26 protein-coding genes are annotated in these 16,620 nt (G+C 57.6%); 24 read left to right on the top strand and 2 right to left on the bottom strand.

The features are described 5' to 3' along the window. Positions 1–452 precede the first annotated feature (452 nt). Positions 453–626, bottom strand: coding sequence for a hypothetical protein (locus KJ653_07750; GenBank protein ID MBU0685721.1), 174 nt, complete (start codon positions 624–626; stop codon positions 453–455). A gap of 29 nt (positions 627–655) precedes the next feature. Here KJ653_07750 and KJ653_07745 point away from each other — a divergent pair, with 29 nt between their 5' ends. The 12 genes from KJ653_07745 to KJ653_07690 all read left to right on the top strand — a co-directional run bounded on the left by KJ653_07745 (position 656) and on the right by KJ653_07690 (position 8,091). Then, complete coding sequence (locus tag KJ653_07745) at positions 656–1,489, top strand: DUF3987 domain-containing protein (GenBank protein MBU0685720.1); 834 nt, start codon at positions 656–658, stop codon at positions 1,487–1,489. Positions 1,490–1,610: 121 nt separating this feature from the next. Continuing rightward, positions 1,611–1,841 carry a hypothetical protein gene (locus tag KJ653_07740; GenBank protein MBU0685719.1) on the top strand — a complete coding sequence of 77 codons (231 nt, stop codon included), beginning with the start codon at positions 1,611–1,613 and terminating at the stop codon, positions 1,839–1,841. A gap of 191 nt (positions 1,842–2,032) precedes the next feature. Continuing rightward, entirely contained in the window at positions 2,033–2,749 is a 717-nt protein-coding gene (gene psmA / locus KJ653_07735) for an archaeal proteasome endopeptidase complex subunit alpha (GenBank protein ID MBU0685718.1), read from the top strand. 9 nt (positions 2,750–2,758) lie between these two features. Continuing rightward, on the top strand, positions 2,759–3,454 hold the full coding sequence (locus KJ653_07730; GenBank protein MBU0685717.1) for a ribosome assembly factor SBDS: 696 nt from the start codon (positions 2,759–2,761) through the stop codon (positions 3,452–3,454). A gap of 192 nt (positions 3,455–3,646) precedes the next feature. Then, positions 3,647–4,339, top strand: a complete 693-nt coding sequence (locus tag KJ653_07725; protein MBU0685716.1) for an exosome complex protein Rrp4 — start codon at positions 3,647–3,649, stop codon at positions 4,337–4,339. Positions 4,340–4,344: 5 nt separating this feature from the next. Then, positions 4,345–5,127, top strand: coding sequence for an exosome complex exonuclease Rrp41 (locus tag KJ653_07720; protein ID MBU0685715.1), 783 nt, complete (start codon positions 4,345–4,347; stop codon positions 5,125–5,127). After that, a complete protein-coding gene (locus KJ653_07715) occupies positions 5,128–5,898 on the top strand; it encodes an exosome complex protein Rrp42 (GenBank protein MBU0685714.1) in 771 nt (256 codons plus the stop codon). Between the two features lie 13 nt (positions 5,899–5,911). Beyond that, positions 5,912–6,277 (top strand): 50S ribosomal protein L37ae, encoded by a 366-nt coding sequence (locus KJ653_07710; GenBank protein MBU0685713.1) that lies wholly within the window; start codon positions 5,912–5,914, stop codon positions 6,275–6,277. A gap of 6 nt (positions 6,278–6,283) precedes the next feature. Then, positions 6,284–6,418: a DNA-directed RNA polymerase subunit P gene (locus tag KJ653_07705; protein MBU0685712.1), complete on the top strand. Its 135-nt coding sequence runs from the start codon at positions 6,284–6,286 to the stop codon at positions 6,416–6,418. Continuing rightward, positions 6,415–6,660, top strand: coding sequence for a hypothetical protein (locus KJ653_07700; GenBank protein MBU0685711.1), 246 nt, complete (start codon positions 6,415–6,417; stop codon positions 6,658–6,660). The genes KJ653_07705 and KJ653_07700 overlap by 4 nt, the downstream gene beginning before the upstream one ends. Continuing rightward, a complete protein-coding gene (locus KJ653_07695; GenBank protein ID MBU0685710.1) occupies positions 6,660–7,043 on the top strand; it encodes a prefoldin subunit beta in 384 nt (127 codons plus the stop codon). Before KJ653_07700 ends, KJ653_07695 begins: the two co-directional genes overlap by 1 nt. A gap of 88 nt (positions 7,044–7,131) precedes the next feature. After that, the gene (locus KJ653_07690; GenBank protein ID MBU0685709.1) at positions 7,132–8,091 is read left to right on the top strand and encodes a DHH family phosphoesterase; all 960 of its coding nucleotides are present in this window, start codon (positions 7,132–7,134) and stop codon (positions 8,089–8,091) included. On the opposite strand, the gene KJ653_07685 is transcribed toward KJ653_07690, so the two are convergent. Continuing rightward, on the bottom strand, positions 8,077–9,120 hold the full coding sequence (locus tag KJ653_07685) for a tyrosine--tRNA ligase (protein ID MBU0685708.1): 1,044 nt from the start codon (positions 9,118–9,120) through the stop codon (positions 8,077–8,079). The genes KJ653_07690 and KJ653_07685 overlap by 15 nt on opposite strands. 157 nt (positions 9,121–9,277) lie before the next feature. Here KJ653_07685 and KJ653_07680 point away from each other — a divergent pair, with 157 nt between their 5' ends. From KJ653_07680 to yciH, 12 genes are all read left to right on the top strand, one after another. After that, on the top strand, positions 9,278–9,442 hold the full coding sequence (locus tag KJ653_07680) for a DUF1931 domain-containing protein (protein MBU0685707.1): 165 nt from the start codon (positions 9,278–9,280) through the stop codon (positions 9,440–9,442). 27 nt (positions 9,443–9,469) lie between these two features. Then, on the top strand, positions 9,470–10,492 hold the full coding sequence (locus KJ653_07675) for an archaeosine biosynthesis radical SAM protein RaSEA (GenBank protein ID MBU0685706.1): 1,023 nt from the start codon (positions 9,470–9,472) through the stop codon (positions 10,490–10,492). Between the two features lie 18 nt (positions 10,493–10,510). Then, complete coding sequence (locus KJ653_07670) at positions 10,511–10,831, top strand: DUF5611 family protein (protein MBU0685705.1); 321 nt, start codon at positions 10,511–10,513, stop codon at positions 10,829–10,831. 237 nt (positions 10,832–11,068) lie between these two features. Beyond that, positions 11,069–12,070, top strand: coding sequence for a 50S ribosomal protein L3 (locus KJ653_07665; GenBank protein ID MBU0685704.1), 1,002 nt, complete (start codon positions 11,069–11,071; stop codon positions 12,068–12,070). A gap of 4 nt (positions 12,071–12,074) precedes the next feature. Next, a complete protein-coding gene (gene rpl4p / locus KJ653_07660; GenBank protein MBU0685703.1) occupies positions 12,075–12,899 on the top strand; it encodes a 50S ribosomal protein L4 in 825 nt (274 codons plus the stop codon). Next, complete coding sequence (gene rplW / locus KJ653_07655; GenBank protein MBU0685702.1) at positions 12,896–13,174, top strand: 50S ribosomal protein L23; 279 nt, start codon at positions 12,896–12,898, stop codon at positions 13,172–13,174. Before rpl4p ends, rplW begins: the two co-directional genes overlap by 4 nt. Before the next feature lie 11 nt (positions 13,175–13,185). Next, on the top strand, positions 13,186–13,887 hold the full coding sequence (locus tag KJ653_07650) for a 50S ribosomal protein L2 (protein MBU0685701.1): 702 nt from the start codon (positions 13,186–13,188) through the stop codon (positions 13,885–13,887). Positions 13,888–14,115: 228 nt separating this feature from the next. Further along, a complete protein-coding gene (locus KJ653_07645) occupies positions 14,116–14,529 on the top strand; it encodes a 30S ribosomal protein S19 (GenBank protein MBU0685700.1) in 414 nt (137 codons plus the stop codon). A gap of 15 nt (positions 14,530–14,544) precedes the next feature. Beyond that, positions 14,545–14,994, top strand: coding sequence for a 50S ribosomal protein L22 (locus KJ653_07640; GenBank protein MBU0685699.1), 450 nt, complete (start codon positions 14,545–14,547; stop codon positions 14,992–14,994). A gap of 23 nt (positions 14,995–15,017) precedes the next feature. Then, on the top strand, positions 15,018–16,007 hold the full coding sequence (locus KJ653_07635) for a 30S ribosomal protein S3 (GenBank protein ID MBU0685698.1): 990 nt from the start codon (positions 15,018–15,020) through the stop codon (positions 16,005–16,007). Positions 16,008–16,012: 5 nt separating this feature from the next. Further along, positions 16,013–16,327: a 50S ribosomal protein L29 gene (rpmC, locus tag KJ653_07630; protein ID MBU0685697.1), complete on the top strand. Its 315-nt coding sequence runs from the start codon at positions 16,013–16,015 to the stop codon at positions 16,325–16,327. Beyond that, positions 16,327–16,620 (top strand): stress response translation initiation inhibitor YciH, encoded by a 294-nt coding sequence (gene yciH / locus KJ653_07625; GenBank protein MBU0685696.1) that lies wholly within the window; start codon positions 16,327–16,329, stop codon positions 16,618–16,620. Before rpmC ends, yciH begins: the two co-directional genes overlap by 1 nt.

Raw genomic sequence — 16,620 nt, 5'->3', positions numbered from 1 at the left:
GGCATGTCCGATAGCCCCAACGGATCCGTGAAGATGAAGGGATTTCAGAAGAAGATAGTCGATATCGAACAGGCATAGCGGGACATTTCAACATAGAGGCTTTTCGGAGGCGCAAACCACTATCACGAAAGGGCCACCCAAACTAGGCAAAATGGCAGGATTACTGCGCTCATCGTCAAGAGCAGCATCTTCAGAATCTGTCTCAAGCCAACTTCTTCAGGTCTGACAGAAGAAACCTGGATCCTATAGTGACCACACGGGCGCGCTGTGAAGCACACGCAGAAATCCATAGGACGTTCCCATCAATGCTACGATGCGAAGGTATACTTCTCTGTTTCCATTCTGAGTTCATCTAGTGAGTCCTTGAAGAACGCAACGTTTAAGTTCATCATATGTGCCGCTTTTCCTCCCCTATGGTCCTTTCCGAGGCGAGGCTCAAACCAATTTCCTTTTCATTCCAGCACATAGAGGACGAGGCCGAGTAGTATGACTCCGGCAGTGCCTAGTGCAACCACTTTGACGATTGGCGAATCAAACAGCATCATTACGCCGACTGAAGGACTATAGCCGACCACGCCCCAGTTCAACACGAGGAGAACAACTCCTATGGCCGTTCCAATCTTCATGAGGCGCTCTCCGACAGACTGCATAGACCTTGAAGGCTTTTCAACGAGACTACACGCAGGGTTGGGAGCAGACAGTCATACTCCTCAAAGACGGCGATTCATTCCAGAAACGTCTCGCCAGCAAGACAATCTCGGTGCCAGCGATGCATCTAACTTGGTGCTCTGCCTCTGTGCTTGACGACTTGACGAACGCTCTGTCGATGGACAATTACCTTTCCGGCTTCATTCCTCGCTTCGCAGTCAGGATTTGTGACGGTCGTTGGGCACCTCAGAGCATCCCCACCCCGTGGATGATTGCGGAGGAGAAGTGGTTGGTGGATGAGCTGAAGAAGTTGCAGAACGACTACATCGGGAAGGAGACTGAAATTGTTTGGAGCGATGAAGCGAAGAAGCTATGGGACGCCAAGAGCAAGGAGTTCGACAAAAGGGGGAAGAAGGAATCCGCTGCAGTAGCGGCGATTCTCTCCCGCTTGGTCGAGGACATCTTCCCTGAGTTCATAATCATCTTCGCCGTGAGCGAGAACGGGATGACTTTCCTCGGTAACACCTGGTCGGTTGACGTGTCGCACTTCCAGGAAGTGGAGAAGGCCATCGAACCTTACGTCGACGACGCCATTAGGTTGTGCGATCAGGTCGGCGGTGAGAAGAGCGTCAAGAAGGTCAGAAGGATACTGGAACGCACGGGCAGGATGACTCGGTCGGAGCTGGTTCACAGCGCCAGCAATCTAGGGATGAGGACAATCGAAGTCGACGAGGCTTTGAGGACGCTTGATGCGACAGGCGAGGTGGTTTCTGGAAAAACCCGAAGCAAGAAGGGCAAAGAAACCAGAATCTACGAGTATCACAAGAAGAGAAGGTGGTGAGAGCCAGATGTTCCTGTACTGTCTCCAACTTATTCTTCTTCTCTTCTTTCTGGTGGTATTTAAGTCATCATATTCTTGCACGGACGGGGGACCAGAACAGAAGAGACTTGCACGCAGACGTATGCAGTTGTCGACGGACCCCGAGAAACTGGTCACCAAGAACTTGAGGACGACCACCGACAGTTCCAAGAAGGACCTCGCCCACGATAAGACGCCTGTAGCGATTGCGATGAAGCCCTTGGCCACCAAAGTCCCGACGGCGGTGTTCGATTGGGTCGTCCGGGAGGCTCAAGTTCGTGAGGTTACCACGAGTTCGGTCGTGCGAAGGATACTAGAGCGGGCGCACACATAAAGCGAAGGTAACCTCGATGCAGGAGTCCACAGGGGCGAGGCGCCTTGAACCCGAACCAATAATTCAGAAGGCTTAAGTAGCTCTACCGATATTTGCTGGACAGTGTGCTATGCTGGCTTCGGATTTAGGCAGAATCCAGTTGTAGCTGCAATAGCTGTAGTTATTTCACTGTCAGAAGAGGTGTCACACACATGCAACCAGGACAAATGGCATATGACCGGGCGATCACTGTTTTCTCGCCCGACGGCAGACTGTTCCAAGTAGAGTACGCCCGTGAGGCGGTCAAGCGGGGAACGACGACGGTCGGGCTCAAGTTCAAAGACGGCGTCGCGCTCATCGTGGACAAACGGATCGCGAGCAAGCTCATCGAATCGCGATCCATCGAGAAGATCTTCCAGATAGACGAGCACATCGGCTGCGCGACCTCCGGCTTGGTCGCGGACGCACGAGTACTTGTGGACCACGCGAGGATGCTTGCTCAGGTCAACAAGGTCACCTATGCTGAGAAGATGGACATAGAAACGCTTGTCAAAAGGCTCTGCGACTACAAGCAGAACTACACGCAGTACGGTGGCGTGAGGCCGTTCGGAACGGCTCTGCTCGTCGCAGGAGTGGACGACCAAGGCTGCCACCTGTTTGAGACAGACCCGAGCGGAGCGCTCGTGGCTTACAAGGCGGGCTCCATAGGCGCTGGCAAGAACGCCATCATGGACGTCTTCGAGGAGCAGTACAAGGAGGAAATGTCCGCGGAAGAGGCGATCCTGCTGGGGCTCAGGGCGTTGGCGAAAGCCACAGAGGAGAACCTCAACATGAAGGCCGTTGAGATAGGCGTGGTCATGGTGGGCGAGAGGTTCAGAAGGCTCACCGAGGCCGAGGTCGAGGCCTACGTGAAGAAGATGACGACCTGAGCGGATACCATGGTTGACCTTGAGGATGCAATTGTCGCAAGGTACGAATCACACGGAGAGAGCTTTGAGATCCTGATAGATCCGGCCATCGTCCAGAAGATGAAGGACGGAAAAGAGGTCAACCTTTTCGAACACATGGTCATTGACACCATCTTCAAGAACGCAAAGAAGGGCACTCGAGCTCCAGAGGACAAGATAAAGGAGATCTTCGGGACGACGGACGCGACCGAGGTCGCTAAGACGATCATCCTCAAGGGAGAGGTCCAGCTCACTACCGAGCAGCGAAAGATAATGCAGGAGAACAAGCGCAAGAGGATCGTCGAGTACATCGCGAGGAATGCTATGAACCCGCAGACAGGAGCACCTCATCCGCCCGCGAGGATCGAGACGGCGATGGAGGAGGCGAAGATCCATATCGACCCGTTCAAGTCGGTCGAGGCCCAGGTGCCCGCAATTATGAACGCCCTCAGACCCCTGATTCCGATCAAGTTCGACAAGGTCCGAATCGCTGTCAAGGTGTCGGGCGAGGACTACGGCCGCTGCTACGAGGACTTCAAGCATTTCGGCAAGCTGACGAAGGAGGAGTGGCAGAAGGACGGTTCATGGATCGGCGTCATCGAGATGCCCGCAGGCCTGCAAACCGAGTTCTTCGAGAAGGTCAGCAACAAGACGCACGGCGAAGCTGAGACGAAGATTCTGAAGTAGGAAACGCCTTGCTGGCTGCGCCCACTGACAGGACATCGGGGACGCAGGGGTGCAACCAAAACCTTTAAGCAAGGAATGCGTTTTCGGCTCCGACGAGAGATAATGGTAAATGCACTGCGAGCCGCGAAGTAGATCTTTGTGATTTGAAGCCTCGCTGGCAGCGTGTTTATCGCAAACATGCGAGTGAGACAAATGCCAACAAGTGATTCTAAAGAGAACACGAGAGAGATAGTCGTACCTGGGGACCTGCTTGCGATATCCAGCAAGAGGGCCGGGCCCGGGACCTACTCACAGGGGGGCAAGATATTCGCTTCTCAGCTGGGTATAAAGAGCGTGAGGCCAGATTCGGTTAGCGTCGTCCCATTGGCCGGGCGGTACTTGCCGGTGACAGGCGACCTGGTGGTCGGCAAGATCGTCGACACGGGAGCTTCGAACTGGCTGGTCGACATCAACTCGCCGTATCCCTCCCCTCTGCACGTGAACGAGGTTCCGTGGAGGGTCGAATTCGGAGAGACTCGCAAGTTCATGCAGGTAGGTGACATCGTCCTGCTGAAGATCGTCGCCGTGAACGAGCTGAAGAGGATCTCGGTCTCGATGCGGGATCACGGGCTCAGGAAGCTTACGGGCGGCATGGTCATCGAGGTATCCCCGTCCAAGGTCCCGAGGGTCATCGGGAAGAACGGGTCTATGATACAGATGTTGAAGAATGAGACGGCCTGCCGGATATACGTCGGGCAGAACGGAAGAATATGGATCGATGGGGAGCTTGACAACATAGTCCGGGCTGTCCAGGCGATCAAGATGATAGAGGACGAGGCGCACAACCTCGGACTCACGGAAAAGGTCAAGGAATTCCTGGAAAAGAGTTCCAACAAGGGAGCGTGAATTGAATGGGTGGAGCACCTACGGATCTTAAGCTGATTGACGAGAACGGCCGCAGGATAGACGGCCGGAGGCCAGACGAGATGAGGCCTCTGAAGATAGAAGCGGGAGTGTTGAAACGAGCGGACGGGTCCGCATATGTAGAGTGGGGCCTGAACAAGGTCATGGCCGCGGTCTACGGACCGAGGGAATGCCATCCCAGACACCTGCAGAACCCAGATAGGGCGCTCGTCCAGTGCCGCTACAACATGGCGTCTTTCTCCGTGGACGACAGGAAAAGGCCGGGACCGGACAGAAGGTCGCACGAGATATCGAAGATCACTTCGGAAGCGTTGACACACGTTGTGTTCACAGAGTACTTCCCAAGGACTTCGATCGATGTCTATATCGAGGTTCTTCAGGCCAATGCTGGCACTAGATGCGCAGGCCTGACGGCAGCTTCAGTGGCCCTCGCAGACGCTGGCGTGCCGATGAGGGACCTCGTTGCATCCTGCGCGGCCGGCAAGGTCGCTGACACAATGGTCCTGGACCTGGGCAAGGAGGAGGATAACTTCGGCCAGGCAGACATTCCGGTCGGGTACGTGCCGAGGGCCGGAGAGATCGTGCTTCTCCAGATGGATGGCGACCTGACGAACGAAGAGTTCGACAAGGGCCTACACATGGCCGTTGAGGCCTGCAAGAAGGTGTACGAGGTCCAGAGAGACGCGCTCAGGAGAAGGTACACGGCAAAGGGAGCAGCAACAGAGACCGCGATGCCTTCCGAGACCGACATGAAGAAGGAGGCGGTCTAGATGGGCAAAGATGTCGTCGCCGACCTGAAGAGGGACTACATTTCAAAGCTCTTGGCAAAGGGCGCCAGGGCGGACGGCAGGCAGCTCGATGAGCTACGCCCGCTGACCATCGAGACCAATTTCATCGGCTCGGCGGAGGGCTCCGCGAGAGTCACCCTGGGAGAAACGCAGGTCGTCGTGGGGGTGAAACTCATCCTGGGCGCGCCATTCCCGGACACACCGAACACCGGCGTCCTGACCACCAACGCGGAACTCATTCCGATGGCAAGTAACACCTTCGAGAGCGGACCGCCAGACCAGGAGTCGATCGAGGTTGCGAGGGTCATCGACAGAGGGATCAGAGAAGGACACGCGGTCGACATGACCAAGCTGTGCATCGAGCCCGGCAAGGAGGTCTGGATCATGTTCGTCGACGTACATGTCCTGGACTACGACGGCAACCTGTTCGATGCTGCCAACATCGCGGTGAATGCGGCTTTCAAGACCGCAATCGTTCCTGCGAAGAGGGCGGGCAAGGGAGAAGACTACCCGCTGCCCGTGCTGCACCAACCAATCTCCATCACTGCAGTCAAGATAGACGGCAAGATACTGCTCGACCCCACCCACGACGAGGAGAGGGTGGCGGATGCCAGGCTCACGGTCGCCACGATCGAGACAGGAAACCTGTGCGCGATGCAGAAGGGTTTGGCAGGAGCATTCACGCTGGAAGAAGTGTCCAAAGTCGTTGGCATGTCTAGGAGAATCGGGGCGGAGATACGCTCCAAGCTCTGAGGGACGGGATGATATGTCCAAGAGAACTAAGAAGGTAGGTTCGTCCGGCAGGTTCGGCCCGAGATACGGCGTCACTGTCAGGAAGCGGATAGCGGACGTCGAAGCGGTGAGCAAGGGCAGGCACGAGTGCCGGTATTGCAGAGCAGTGGCGCTCGGCAGGACCGCGAGCGGCATCTGGGTCTGCAGGCACTGCGGCGCCAAGATGGCCAGCGGCTCCTACAGGCCCACGCCCCCCGTGGCCGTGACGCGCGACGTCGAAGAGGTCCTTGCTAAGGCCGAGGGCAGTGAGGAGGAGGCAGCGCCAATGGAAGAGATCGCTGGACTGGCGGAGCTTGAAGAGATGGCCGAGAAGCCCAAGAAGCGGAAGAAGAAGGAGTAGATGCCGATGTACAAGTGCTCTAAATGCAAGGAGCCCGTGAGGACGAACGTGAACACCGTCGGGCTGCAGTGCGAGAAGTGTGGCTCTAAGGTCTTCTATAAAGAGCGGCCAAACGTGAGGAAATCGATCAAAGGTAGATGATCTTGACCAGCAGGGCCGAACTGACCGTAAGGACCGAGAAGCCCGACGTGATCGCTGGAGCACTCTCCCCCGAGTTGGCGGAAAGGATCCCACGCACGAAGGTCTCTGTAGAGAAACGGGAAGGGGAGGTCTTGATCCGCATAGAGGCGGACGACCAGAACGCCCTGAGGGCGGCCCTGAACTCATATATCAGATGGACTAATGTAGCAGAGGAGACAGCTAAGGAGGCAGGACGTAGATGATGGACAACATACCACCGAAGGTCCAGAACCAGATCGCGCAGTTCCAGCAACTGACACAGCAGATACAAATGGTCACCACGCAGAAGATACAGCTGGAGGCACAGGTTCGTGAGCTAGACAGGACGATAGTAGAGCTCGAGAAGATCACGGACGATTCAGCGGCCTTCAAGAACGTGGGGTCGCTATTAATCCAGGTGAAGGACAGGCCCGCACTGGTCACGGAGCTCAAGGAACAGAAGGAGACGGCCGAGGTGCGCGTGAAGACGATCGACAGGCAGGACAAGCACCTCAGAGAGAGGCACAAGAGCCTTCAGGACCAGATAACGCAGGCACTCCAGGCTCCCGCCCCCGCCAAACCGGCCCCCGAGGTCGACGAGAGCTAGGGCGCAAACCATCGATCTTCTCCCGGGGCATCACCTTCCTCGGGAGCTAGGTATCTATTTTATACATCATTCATCCTGACATTAGCTCGTGCTTTCCAGCATCGCCGAAGAGCTATCGAAAGAAGGGGGGACGCTAGTGCTCCTGCATGGGAACGCGGATCCCGACGCCGTCGCTAGCGCATTCGCGGTGCAGCAATCGTTTCCTGAGGTCTTGATCGGTCTTCCCGGCGGTCTGGACATGGTTTCGAAGGTCTTGGCGAAGACGCTCAACATCGAAGCATCTGAGGATATCGCGAAGCTGCCGATGGCCCGACTCCTCGTGCTTGACACGTCTGGCCCGGAGCAGCTCGGGATCGAGATCGACATCTCAAGAGCCATCGTTGTCGACCACCACACCAGGAACGAAGGGTGGGAGAAGGCTAGGCAGTACTACTGCGACGATACCAAGAGCTCGTGCTCGGAGATCGTTTACGAGCTGCTGAAGGCTGCAAGGAAGAAGCCGAGCCGCGATGTGGCCTTGGCACTCTTGTTCGGGATGCTCACGGACACGGGATACTTCAAGTTCGCGAAACCTACGACCCTGATCACATTCTCCGAGCTGATGGCCATCCACGACATCGCCATGGACGAGGCGATGGGACTTGTGGACGTTGACACGGACATATCGGAGAGGATCTCGCAGCTCAAGGGCGCTCAGAGGCTGAAGTACTGGAAGGTCGGGAACTACATCATCGCGACCTCACAGGGCAGCGCGTTCGAAGCATCCGTCTGCAAATCGCTGCTATCGCTTGGAGCGGACATAGGCTTCGTGGGCTCCCAGAGGGGAGAACAGTTCAGGATAAGCGCAAGGGCGACGCAGGCCGTCGTGAGAAAAGGCATCCATCTCGGCAAGCTGCTGGGAGGAGTCGGGTCCGAGACCACGAACGGCGGCGGTGGTCATCCGGGCGCTGCTGGCCTCACGGGGGTTGGCGACGTCGAGGCCATTCTGAACATATCAGCCGAGAATGCGATGAAGATCCTGAAGAAGATCGACTCATCTCGTGACTGAGAGTGACTTGACCTTCTCGAGGTTCTGCGGATGCTTCTCGAAATACTCTCGAACCGGCAGAAGCAATGTTGACATGGAATCGGATACGCCCTTCTTCAGGTCCTGCGGATGGAGCTTGCCAGACGCATAGGACTGCTGGAGCTCTGCGAAGCTGGCGAAATCGAGCGGGCCTCCATACTTCTCGGGCCTGTCGATGTGCACCGAACCTAGCTTCGGGAAGACTATGAGCCTCATTGTGTCTACGACGGGGTTCCCCTCGACCTCTGCGGGACAGAAGGCACCCTTGATCTTCTTCGATATCTCCTGCGGCGAGTCATGCAGGAAGACCGCGCTGTTTGGGTTGCTCTTTGACATCTTCGCGTCTACAGGGTCCATCCTTCCTGCGCCCAGGAGGCTCACAAGCAACGGGGTGTGGAGCGCGATGGGCTTCTTCCATCCGAGCTTCTCGGCGGCATCCCTGGCCAGCATGTGAGCCCGTCTCTGATCCATGCCGGCGAGAGCGATGTCAGCTCCTAGCTCAAAGATATCCGCTGCCTGCATGGGAGGATACATGACCTTGGATGCATCGATCTCGGCTTCATCCTCAGTCCTTCCGAGGATCGTCATCGCTCGCTTGATGCGAGTGAGAGAGCTCGCTTTGGATATGCGGATGAACTTCTCCCAGTAGCTTGAATGGTCGATGAGGTCGCTGGCCCAAACGAACTTCGCAGTGTCCTTCACTCCCAACGCAATGAAGCACTCGCGTAGGTACTCTCCACAGGCTCGTATGTTCTCGATCTTCCCTCCCATCTTGTCGTTGATCAGCGCGTGCCAATCCGCCAGGAAGATGGTCATCTCGACGCCGGTGTTCTGTAGGTCGATGATCTTGCTCGCGGTGATAATCTGTCCAGCATGTACGAACCCGCTCGGCTCGTATCCGATGTACCCAGTAGGTTTGGAGCTGGTCTCGAAGAGATTTCTCAGCTCCTCGGGCGTGACGATCTCGAGAGCGTCCCTTGAGGCCAATTCGACCTTGGAATCGACGTCCATCATTGTGTCCCGTCCCGATAGAAGAATGCGCATGAAAAAGCTTTGTGGGTGCGAATACGAAGGAAAACGTTAAGAAGGGTATGCGCATTAGCTCTAGTCCCACTCGGGGATTCAAGCGGGGGAGCGTATGAAAGTCTCAGCCTTGCGTAACGGTAAGATGGTCATCAAGGTGTCTGAGGTCAAGGATGTGGCCGGAGAGGGCATCCGGATCTCCGAGGAATTCTATTACGAACTGGACAGAGAGGTCCACGAGATGATCGAGAGCGCTGCGAGGCGGGCGAAGAAGAACGGCCGAAGAACTCTCAAGCCCTACGATCTCTGAGCATCTCAGCGTTTTGCCGGTTAGGACATGAGAGATGAAACGGGGACCAGGCGCACGCACAGGAGAGGTGCGGACTCACCGGCGTCAGTCTGGAAAGAGAAGGAGTCTCTTGATGGCAAGATCGTCGAAGCCGGCGTCATCATACTTCAGACGACAGGATGCAGCCATTCCCACAGAGGCGGGTGCTCGATGTGTGGATACAACATCGGGTCGAGCGGGACCATCGCACCAAAGGACATCTCAAAGCAGTTCACGCGCGCGATCGAGGAACTGGGCAAGGTCGACCTGCTGAAGGTATACACGTCAGGGTCGTTCCTCGACGAGTGCGAGATACCCGTCGAGCAGGCGGATCAGATACTCAGGCACTGCGCCGACAATCATACGAGACTCCTGTTCGAGTCGAGACCGGAGTACGTAACGCCAGAGACACTAGACAGAGTCCTCAGGACCCACGACCATATCGAGCTGGCACTCGGGCTGGAGAGCGCGAACGGCAAGGTCCTGATATACTCGATCAACAAAGGATTCACTGTCAAGGACTATGACGATGCGGTTCAAGTGCTAACGGACAAACGAGTCGACATCAGGACCTATGTGCTCCTCAAACCGCCGTTCCTGACTGAAGCGGAGGCGGTCGCCGATGCGAAGGCCACCATGATACATGCGGCAAAGAACAGCAAGACCGTCTCGCTCAACCCAGTCAACGTACAGAAGGGAACCCTTGTCGAGAGACTCTGGAAGAACTGGGCGTACAGGCCCCCATGGCTCTGGAGCGTCCTGGACGTCCTGAAGGCCAGCAAGGACTCTGGCAAGAAGATCATATGCGACCCGACGGGCGGAGGCAAGGAACGAGGAGCACACAACTGCGGCAAGTGCGATGATGTGATCCTTGATTCGATCAAGGGCTATTCCCAGACCCAGGACGCATCACGCTTGGGAGCGCCAGAATGCGACTGCAGGGAGATCTGGAGAAGCGTGATGGATCTCGAAGGGTTCGTGATGGGCGGCACGTGCGACCTCCAAAGGTTTTTCAGGAAGCACGGAGCTTAACTGCTAGAAGGTGAGTCGATGCAGGAATACGAGATCCGCAGAGGCCATCAAGACAACATACAGCTGGAGAAGCTCAAGGTCCACATGCAGGACATCTTCGGGAACGTGCAGGAGAGGGACGGGGAGCTCGTGTCATCGTTCGGGGCGCTGAAGGAGATAGCTGTCTGGCCGAGCAAGAAAACTGTGTGCGTTGATACTAAGATGGACCCCTCGGTCGGGGACGAGGTCGCCCTGAGCACGATCAAGGCGTACAACGTTTTTCTGGAGAGAGCGACGGGCCTCACCGCAAAGGAGCGGGCGAAGAAGGCCCAGAAGAAGGTGAAGGAAGGCAAGCTCTGACCGCTGGGCGAGCGGTCACGTTTATATATCAGCAGCCCATTCAGCGGCTTGCGATACCTGAGGCGGTATCGGCCAGACGCCATCTGGGCAATGCTTCGAGCAACCCAATACTCGCGCTGAAACGAATTTTCAGGCGCGAACGAGGCGTCACGGCCGAGAAACGTTGCCTCTCGGACGCTGTGCTCGAATACTCGAGGACTCACAGCAAGGTCTATCGAACCGAGACGAGGGATAGCAATGCCACAGACAAGACGTCCAAGAAAGGGCTCAATGGGCTACTCACCGAGAAAGAGAGCCAGGAGCATAACCGCCAGAATCTCCCAATGGCCAGAAGGAGCAGACGGAGCGAAGCTCCAGGGCTTTGCCGGGTACAAAGCAGGGATGACCCACGCTTTCATCGTGGACTTTCGGCCCAGGAGCACGACTGCTGGGCAGGAAGTCCAGGTGCCCGTCACAGTGCTGGAAGTCCCGCCGGTGAAAGTGTGCGCAGTTCGCTTCTACCAGGACACCGCCTACGGCAGGAAGGCCATAGGAGAGGTGTGGGCGAAGAACCTGGACAAGGAGCTCGCACGCAGGCTGCCGATACCGAAGGAGTACGATGAGAAGGCAGGCTGGGCAACCGCGGAGAAGCTGGAGTACGACGATGTCCGCGCGCTCGTGTACACTCAGCCGGTGCTCATCAGTGGCCTGCCGAAGAAGAGGCCTGAGCTCATGGAGATCAGGATCGGTGGCGCAAAGATGGCCGACCGGCTATCATACGCCAAGGGCGTCCTGGGCAAGGCTGTGACGATCAAAGATTTCATCAAGGAAGGAGAGATGGTCGATGTCGCCTCCATCACCAAGGGAAAGGGGTGGCAGGGCACGACCAAGAGGTGGGGCACGAAGCTCCTGATGCACAAGAACAGCAAGCACAGGAGGCTAGTGGGTACCCTCGGGACCAAGAGGCCGAACTACGTCAGGCCGACCGTCCCGCAGGGCGGCCAGATAGGTTTCCACCAGAGGACCGAGCTGAACAAGCGCGTCCTCAAGATCGGCGAGAACGGCGAGGAGGTCACCCCGAAGGGCGGGTTCTTGCACTACGGGACCGTGAGGAACAGCTACGTCATACTGCACGGGTCCGTGCCGGGACCGTCGAAGAGGATGGTCCGCCTGAGGGAGCCGGTCCGGGCCATCGGCGTGAAGCTCTCGGAACCACCGCAAGTTACATTCGTATCTCTTGAATCAAAACAGGGAGTGTGAGCTCATGGCGGAGAAGAAAGCAAAGAAGATAAAGGCAGAGGAAGAGAAGCCAAAACACACTCCAGGGAAGCTCAATGTGTACGACCTCGAGGGAAAGGTGTCCGGTGAGGCGTCTCTCCCGGAGGTGTTCAAGGCGGAACTCAGGCCCGACGTCATCAGGAGGGCCGTGACCGCCATAGAGGCTAACGCGAGGCAACCGTACGCGCCGTCACCAACCGCAGGCATGCGCCATTCCGTTCAGACCTGGGGGAAGGGCAGAGGCGTGGCAAGGGTCCAGAGGCTCATGAACAGCTCGACCGCGGCCCAGTCTCCGAACAATGTCGGGGGCAGGCGCGCTCACCCGCCAAAGGTCGACAAGGATCTTGGCAAGAAGATCAACAAGAAGGAGCTCATGATGGGGAAGCTGTCTGCCCTGAGCGCGACGAGCAACCTCGAGCTTGTCAAGGCCAGGGGCCATAGGTTCGATGAGAAGCTGACGGTGCCAGTCGTCGTCAAGGACGATTTCGAATCGATCAAGACGACCCAGGATGCCGTGAAGGCGCTCTTGTCACTCGGCGTCTACGACGATGTCCAGAGGGCCATCGATGGCAGGAACGTCCGGGCCGGCCGGGGCAAGATGAGGGGCCGGAGGTTCAGGACCCCTAGGAGCATCCTGGTGGTCATCTCCAAGGAATGTGACGGTGGCAGGAGCGTCAGGAATCTCCCAGGCGTGGAGGTCGCGACACCGACCAAGCTCAACGCGTCCGTGCTCGCACCAGGAGGAGCACCCGGAAGGCTGATGCTCGTCACTGAGACCGCGCTCCAGACGATAGGAGGGTGGCATAGATGAGAAGGACCATCATTCTTCATCCGTACGTGACAGAGAAGACCATGAATGCGATGTCCGGTACGCCCAACCAGGACCTCACGGACGGCAACAGGCTCGAGTTCGTAGTCCGCAAGGACGCAAGAAAGCCTGACATCAAGAAGGCGTTCGAGGAGCGGTTCGAGGCGAAGGTCGATAAGATAAACATCAAGCTAATGAAGGACGGCAAGCACGCGATCATCAAGCTGAAGGAGGGCTACTCTGCCGAGGAGATCGGCATGAGGATCGGCATATTCTAGGCGGTGCTGACATGGGAAAGAGACTAATCACTCAGAGAAGAGGACGCGGCTTCGGAAGGTACAGGTCCCCCAGACATCTCAGGTTCACGAGCGCCACCCACCCGAAGATAAGGGAGGGTACTGGCACGGTGGTGGACCTCGTCCACGAGGCCGGCAGGATAGCGCCCTTGGCGAAGGTCATGTACGGAAACAACGAGCAGTTCATGATCGCTCCCGACGGGATGACTGTCGGCCAGGAGGTCAGCTTCGGCACGCGCGGCGCAGTCGTTGCAGGCAACACGATGCCCGTGGGAAACCTGCCCGAGGGAACGATCGTGTACAACATCGAGTCGCAACCAGGCGATGGCGGCAAGTTCGCGAGGACCGCGGGCACTGCAGCCACGATCGTCACGCAGGGCGCGAAGACGGTCCTTCTGATGCCCTCTGGCAAGTTCAAGGAGGTCGACAACAAGTGCTTGGCGACGGTCGGCCTCGTCTCAGGTGGAGGGCACAAGGATAAGCCGTTCGTGAAATCCGGCAAGAAGTTCTGGGCTTACCACGGCAAGGCGAAGGCCTACTTCAAGGTCAAAGGCGTAGCGATGAACTCGGTCAACCACCCGCACGGTGGCGGTGGCCACCCGCACGTCGGTACCCAATCCAGCGTCGGTAGGAACACTCCTCCCGGGAGGAAGGTCGGTAGGCTGGCCCCACAGAGAAAGAAGAAGAAGGTGTGATGAATGGCCGACGAGAAGAAAAAGAAGAAGGAAGAGGCACCGAAGGCGGGCGCGAAAGCACCAGCAGCCGACAAGGGCGCAGCAAAGGTCCCAGCGGCTGCACCGAAGGCTGGAACTGTGGCACCAGCAGCCACCCCGGCCGTGGGCGCGCCTTCAGTCGCTCCGCCGGAGAAGAAGATCAAACCCTCCGCGAGGCATCAGGGATCTGCCAAGGCCGCAAGAAGGAAGATGAGGAAGAAGAAGAGCCAGATCCAAGCTCGCAGAAAGAAGGAGTTCACATACCGTGGGCACACGATGGAAGAGCTCCTGAAGCTTCCGTTCGCGGATATCATCGAGCTGCTGCCGGCCAGGGCCCGGAGGACTTACATCAGGGGCCTGAACACCGAGCAGGAGGCGTTCGTGAGGAGGCTAAGAGTAGCCGGCGGACCCGTCAGGACGCACAGGAGGGAGATCCCGGTGCTGCCCGAGTTCGTTGGCAAGACGGTCCATGTCTACAACGGCAAGGAGTTCTCACCTGTTGACATCAAGCCGGAGATGATCGGACACGCGCTGGGCGAGTTCTCCATGACCAGGAGATCCGTGAGGCACTCTGGACTGGGTGTAGGTGCTACCAGATCATCCAAGTTCATGCCGCTGAAGTGAGGGAGGTCGAGAACAATGGGATACTCAATGGATTCGGACCCGGAGAAGACCTCGAAGGCGCTCGGGATTGAGATCGGCGTGTCACCGAAGCACTGTCGAGAGGTCTGCAAGATGCTGAAGGGCATGAAGGTCGATGACGCGAAGAAGTACCTGAAAGAGGTCGTCGACATCAAGACTCCTGTTCCATACACACGATTCAAGTTGTATCTGAACCCGAAGCCGAAGGTCGGCCCTGGCAGGTTCCCGAAGAATGCCGCCAAGGCCATACTCAAGGTCCTCGAGAGCGCCCAGTCGAATGCAGAGTACAAAGGCCTGGACGCTGAAAACATGCGAGTCAAGATTGCCGCAGCCCACAGAGGGAGGATTCAGAAGTCGTTCATGCCGAGGGCGCAGGGCAGGAGCACGCCCTGGAACGATCAGACTACGAACATAGAGGTCATCCTTGAGGAGGTCGAGGCGTTCTAGGACGGCCTTGTGGAGGTATCAGAATGGCAAGCGAGAGAAAGTTCGTCACTGAGAACATCCGAAGGGTCCTGCTGAAAGAGTTCCTGATGAGCAAGGTCGGCAGGGCTGGGTTCGGAGGGCTGGACGTCCAAAGAACCCCTATGGGCACGCGTGTGACACTGATCACCGAACGCCCGGGGCTCGTCATCGGCCGGAGGGGAGAGTCGATCAAGAGCCTGACCCGCGCAATCGAGGAGAATTTCAACTTCAACAACCCGCAGATCGAGGTCCAGGAGGTGGAGAATCCGAACCTGAACGCGCAGATCATGGCAGAGAAGCTTGCCAACGCGCTCGAGCGGGGCTGGCACTTCAGGCGCGCTGGCCACTCGACCGTTCGGAGAATCATAGACTCTGGAGCCAGGGGCTGTCAGGTGATAATCGCTGGCAAGCTCACTGGCCAGAGGCACAGGACGGTGAAGTTCAAGGAGGGCCACATAAAGTACTGTGGCGAGGCGAAACTGAATTTTATGCACCAAGGCTTCGCGGCCGCGAAACTCAAGCCCGGCGTCATAGGCGTGACGGTGCAGATCATGGACCAGAATGCCAGACTGCCAGACGAGATCGACATCATCCCGCCGCCAGAGACTCCAGCACCGGCGACTCAGGCACCAGCCGTGCCGGCCGCCGAAGTCAAGGCAGAGGAGCAGAAGGCTGCCCAGGCGGTCGAGGAGCTCAGGAAGACGGCGACCACGGAGGCGGCCGCCAAGCCGAAGAAGCCGAGGTTCAAGAAGAAGGCGGGCGAAGGATCCGCTCCGCCGGCACCGGTTGCACCCGGAGCACCGGGTGAGGAGAATAAACCAGTCCGGAAGCGGAAGAAGAAGGAGACCGCCCCCGTCGCGAAACCGGCTGAGGGCGCGATCACGCAGGCGCCGGTCCAGGCGATAACAGTTCCTGAGAAGACGGCACCTTTGGCAGAAGTCCCGGTGAAGAAAGAGGAGAAGAAGCCCGAGCCTGAAGGGAGCAAGGAGGCCTGAAGAGGATGGCGCTGTTGAAGCCGAAGGAGATCAGGGCCATGAGGCCGGACGACCTGATGGCCAAGTTCAAGGAGATCAACGACGAGCTGATGCACGAGAGAGGCATAGCCGCGATGGGCGGCGCGCCCTCGAGTCCTGGCAAGATCAGGGCGCTGAGGACGAACGTGGCCCGAATTCACACGATCATGCGCGAGATAGATGTGGCAGAGGCCGTCAAAGCCGGCCCCAAGAAGCTCGCGAACGAAGCGAACAAGGATAAGCCGAAACCCAACGTGAAGAAGGAGAAGGCTGAGAAGCCGAAGAAGGAGGAGAAGAAGTAATGGCAGGAATTTGCTCGGTATGTGGGCTGCCCGAAGAGCTGTGCATGTGTGAGCAGATAGCGAAGGAGCAGCAGAAGATACGGATACTCACGGACACCAGAAGGTACGGCAAGATCGTGACCGTCGTCGATGGAATCGATGCGACGGACATTGATCTGAACGACCTCGCAAGGAAGCTCAAGACCAGGTGCGCTGCAGGCGGGACCGCCAAGGAAGGGCGGATCGAGCTGCAGGGCGAGCACAAGAGGAAGGTCAAAGAGGTCCTCGAGGAGCTGGGGTTCTCCGTGGAGTGA

This window comes from Candidatus Thermoplasmatota archaeon (genome assembly GCA_018814355.1).
Taxonomy (GTDB): domain Archaea; phylum Thermoplasmatota; class Thermoplasmata; order UBA10834; family UBA10834; genus COMBO-56-21.
The sequence above is the reverse complement of the archived record's forward strand: the minus strand, read 5'-3'. Positions and strand labels throughout refer to the sequence as shown.

Bases quoted from the DNA above. Each gene is read 5' to 3' on its own strand.
- KJ653_07750 (MBU0685721.1), bottom strand. From the start codon at position 626: ATGAAGATTGGAACGGCCATAGGAGTTGTTCTCCTCGTGTTGAACTGG.
- KJ653_07740 (MBU0685719.1), top strand. From the start codon at position 1,611: ATGCAGTTGTCGACGGACCCCGAGAAACTGGTCACCAAGAACTTGAGG.
- psmA (MBU0685718.1), top strand. From the start codon at position 2,033: ATGCAACCAGGACAAATGGCATATGACCGGGCGATCACTGTTTTCTCG.
- KJ653_07730 (MBU0685717.1), top strand. From the start codon at position 2,759: ATGGTTGACCTTGAGGATGCAATTGTCGCAAGGTACGAATCACACGGA.
- KJ653_07725 (MBU0685716.1), top strand. From the start codon at position 3,647: ATGCCAACAAGTGATTCTAAAGAGAACACGAGAGAGATAGTCGTACCT.
- KJ653_07720 (MBU0685715.1), top strand. From the start codon at position 4,345: ATGGGTGGAGCACCTACGGATCTTAAGCTGATTGACGAGAACGGCCGC.
- KJ653_07715 (MBU0685714.1), top strand. From the start codon at position 5,128: ATGGGCAAAGATGTCGTCGCCGACCTGAAGAGGGACTACATTTCAAAG.
- KJ653_07710 (MBU0685713.1), top strand. From the start codon at position 5,912: ATGTCCAAGAGAACTAAGAAGGTAGGTTCGTCCGGCAGGTTCGGCCCG.
- KJ653_07705 (MBU0685712.1), top strand. From the start codon at position 6,284: ATGTACAAGTGCTCTAAATGCAAGGAGCCCGTGAGGACGAACGTGAAC.
- KJ653_07700 (MBU0685711.1), top strand. From the start codon at position 6,415: ATGATCTTGACCAGCAGGGCCGAACTGACCGTAAGGACCGAGAAGCCC.
- KJ653_07695 (MBU0685710.1), top strand. From the start codon at position 6,660: ATGGACAACATACCACCGAAGGTCCAGAACCAGATCGCGCAGTTCCAG.
- KJ653_07685 (MBU0685708.1), bottom strand. From the start codon at position 9,120: ATGGACGTCGATTCCAAGGTCGAATTGGCCTCAAGGGACGCTCTCGAG.
- KJ653_07680 (MBU0685707.1), top strand. From the start codon at position 9,278: ATGGTCATCAAGGTGTCTGAGGTCAAGGATGTGGCCGGAGAGGGCATC.
- KJ653_07675 (MBU0685706.1), top strand. From the start codon at position 9,470: ATGAGAGATGAAACGGGGACCAGGCGCACGCACAGGAGAGGTGCGGAC.
- KJ653_07670 (MBU0685705.1), top strand. From the start codon at position 10,511: ATGCAGGAATACGAGATCCGCAGAGGCCATCAAGACAACATACAGCTG.
- KJ653_07665 (MBU0685704.1), top strand. From the start codon at position 11,069: ATGCCACAGACAAGACGTCCAAGAAAGGGCTCAATGGGCTACTCACCG.
- rpl4p (MBU0685703.1), top strand. From the start codon at position 12,075: ATGGCGGAGAAGAAAGCAAAGAAGATAAAGGCAGAGGAAGAGAAGCCA.
- rplW (MBU0685702.1), top strand. From the start codon at position 12,896: ATGAGAAGGACCATCATTCTTCATCCGTACGTGACAGAGAAGACCATG.
- KJ653_07650 (MBU0685701.1), top strand. From the start codon at position 13,186: ATGGGAAAGAGACTAATCACTCAGAGAAGAGGACGCGGCTTCGGAAGG.
- KJ653_07645 (MBU0685700.1), top strand. From the start codon at position 14,116: ATGAGGAAGAAGAAGAGCCAGATCCAAGCTCGCAGAAAGAAGGAGTTC.
- KJ653_07640 (MBU0685699.1), top strand. From the start codon at position 14,545: ATGGGATACTCAATGGATTCGGACCCGGAGAAGACCTCGAAGGCGCTC.
- KJ653_07635 (MBU0685698.1), top strand. From the start codon at position 15,018: ATGGCAAGCGAGAGAAAGTTCGTCACTGAGAACATCCGAAGGGTCCTG.
- rpmC (MBU0685697.1), top strand. From the start codon at position 16,013: ATGGCGCTGTTGAAGCCGAAGGAGATCAGGGCCATGAGGCCGGACGAC.
- yciH (MBU0685696.1), top strand. From the start codon at position 16,327: ATGGCAGGAATTTGCTCGGTATGTGGGCTGCCCGAAGAGCTGTGCATG.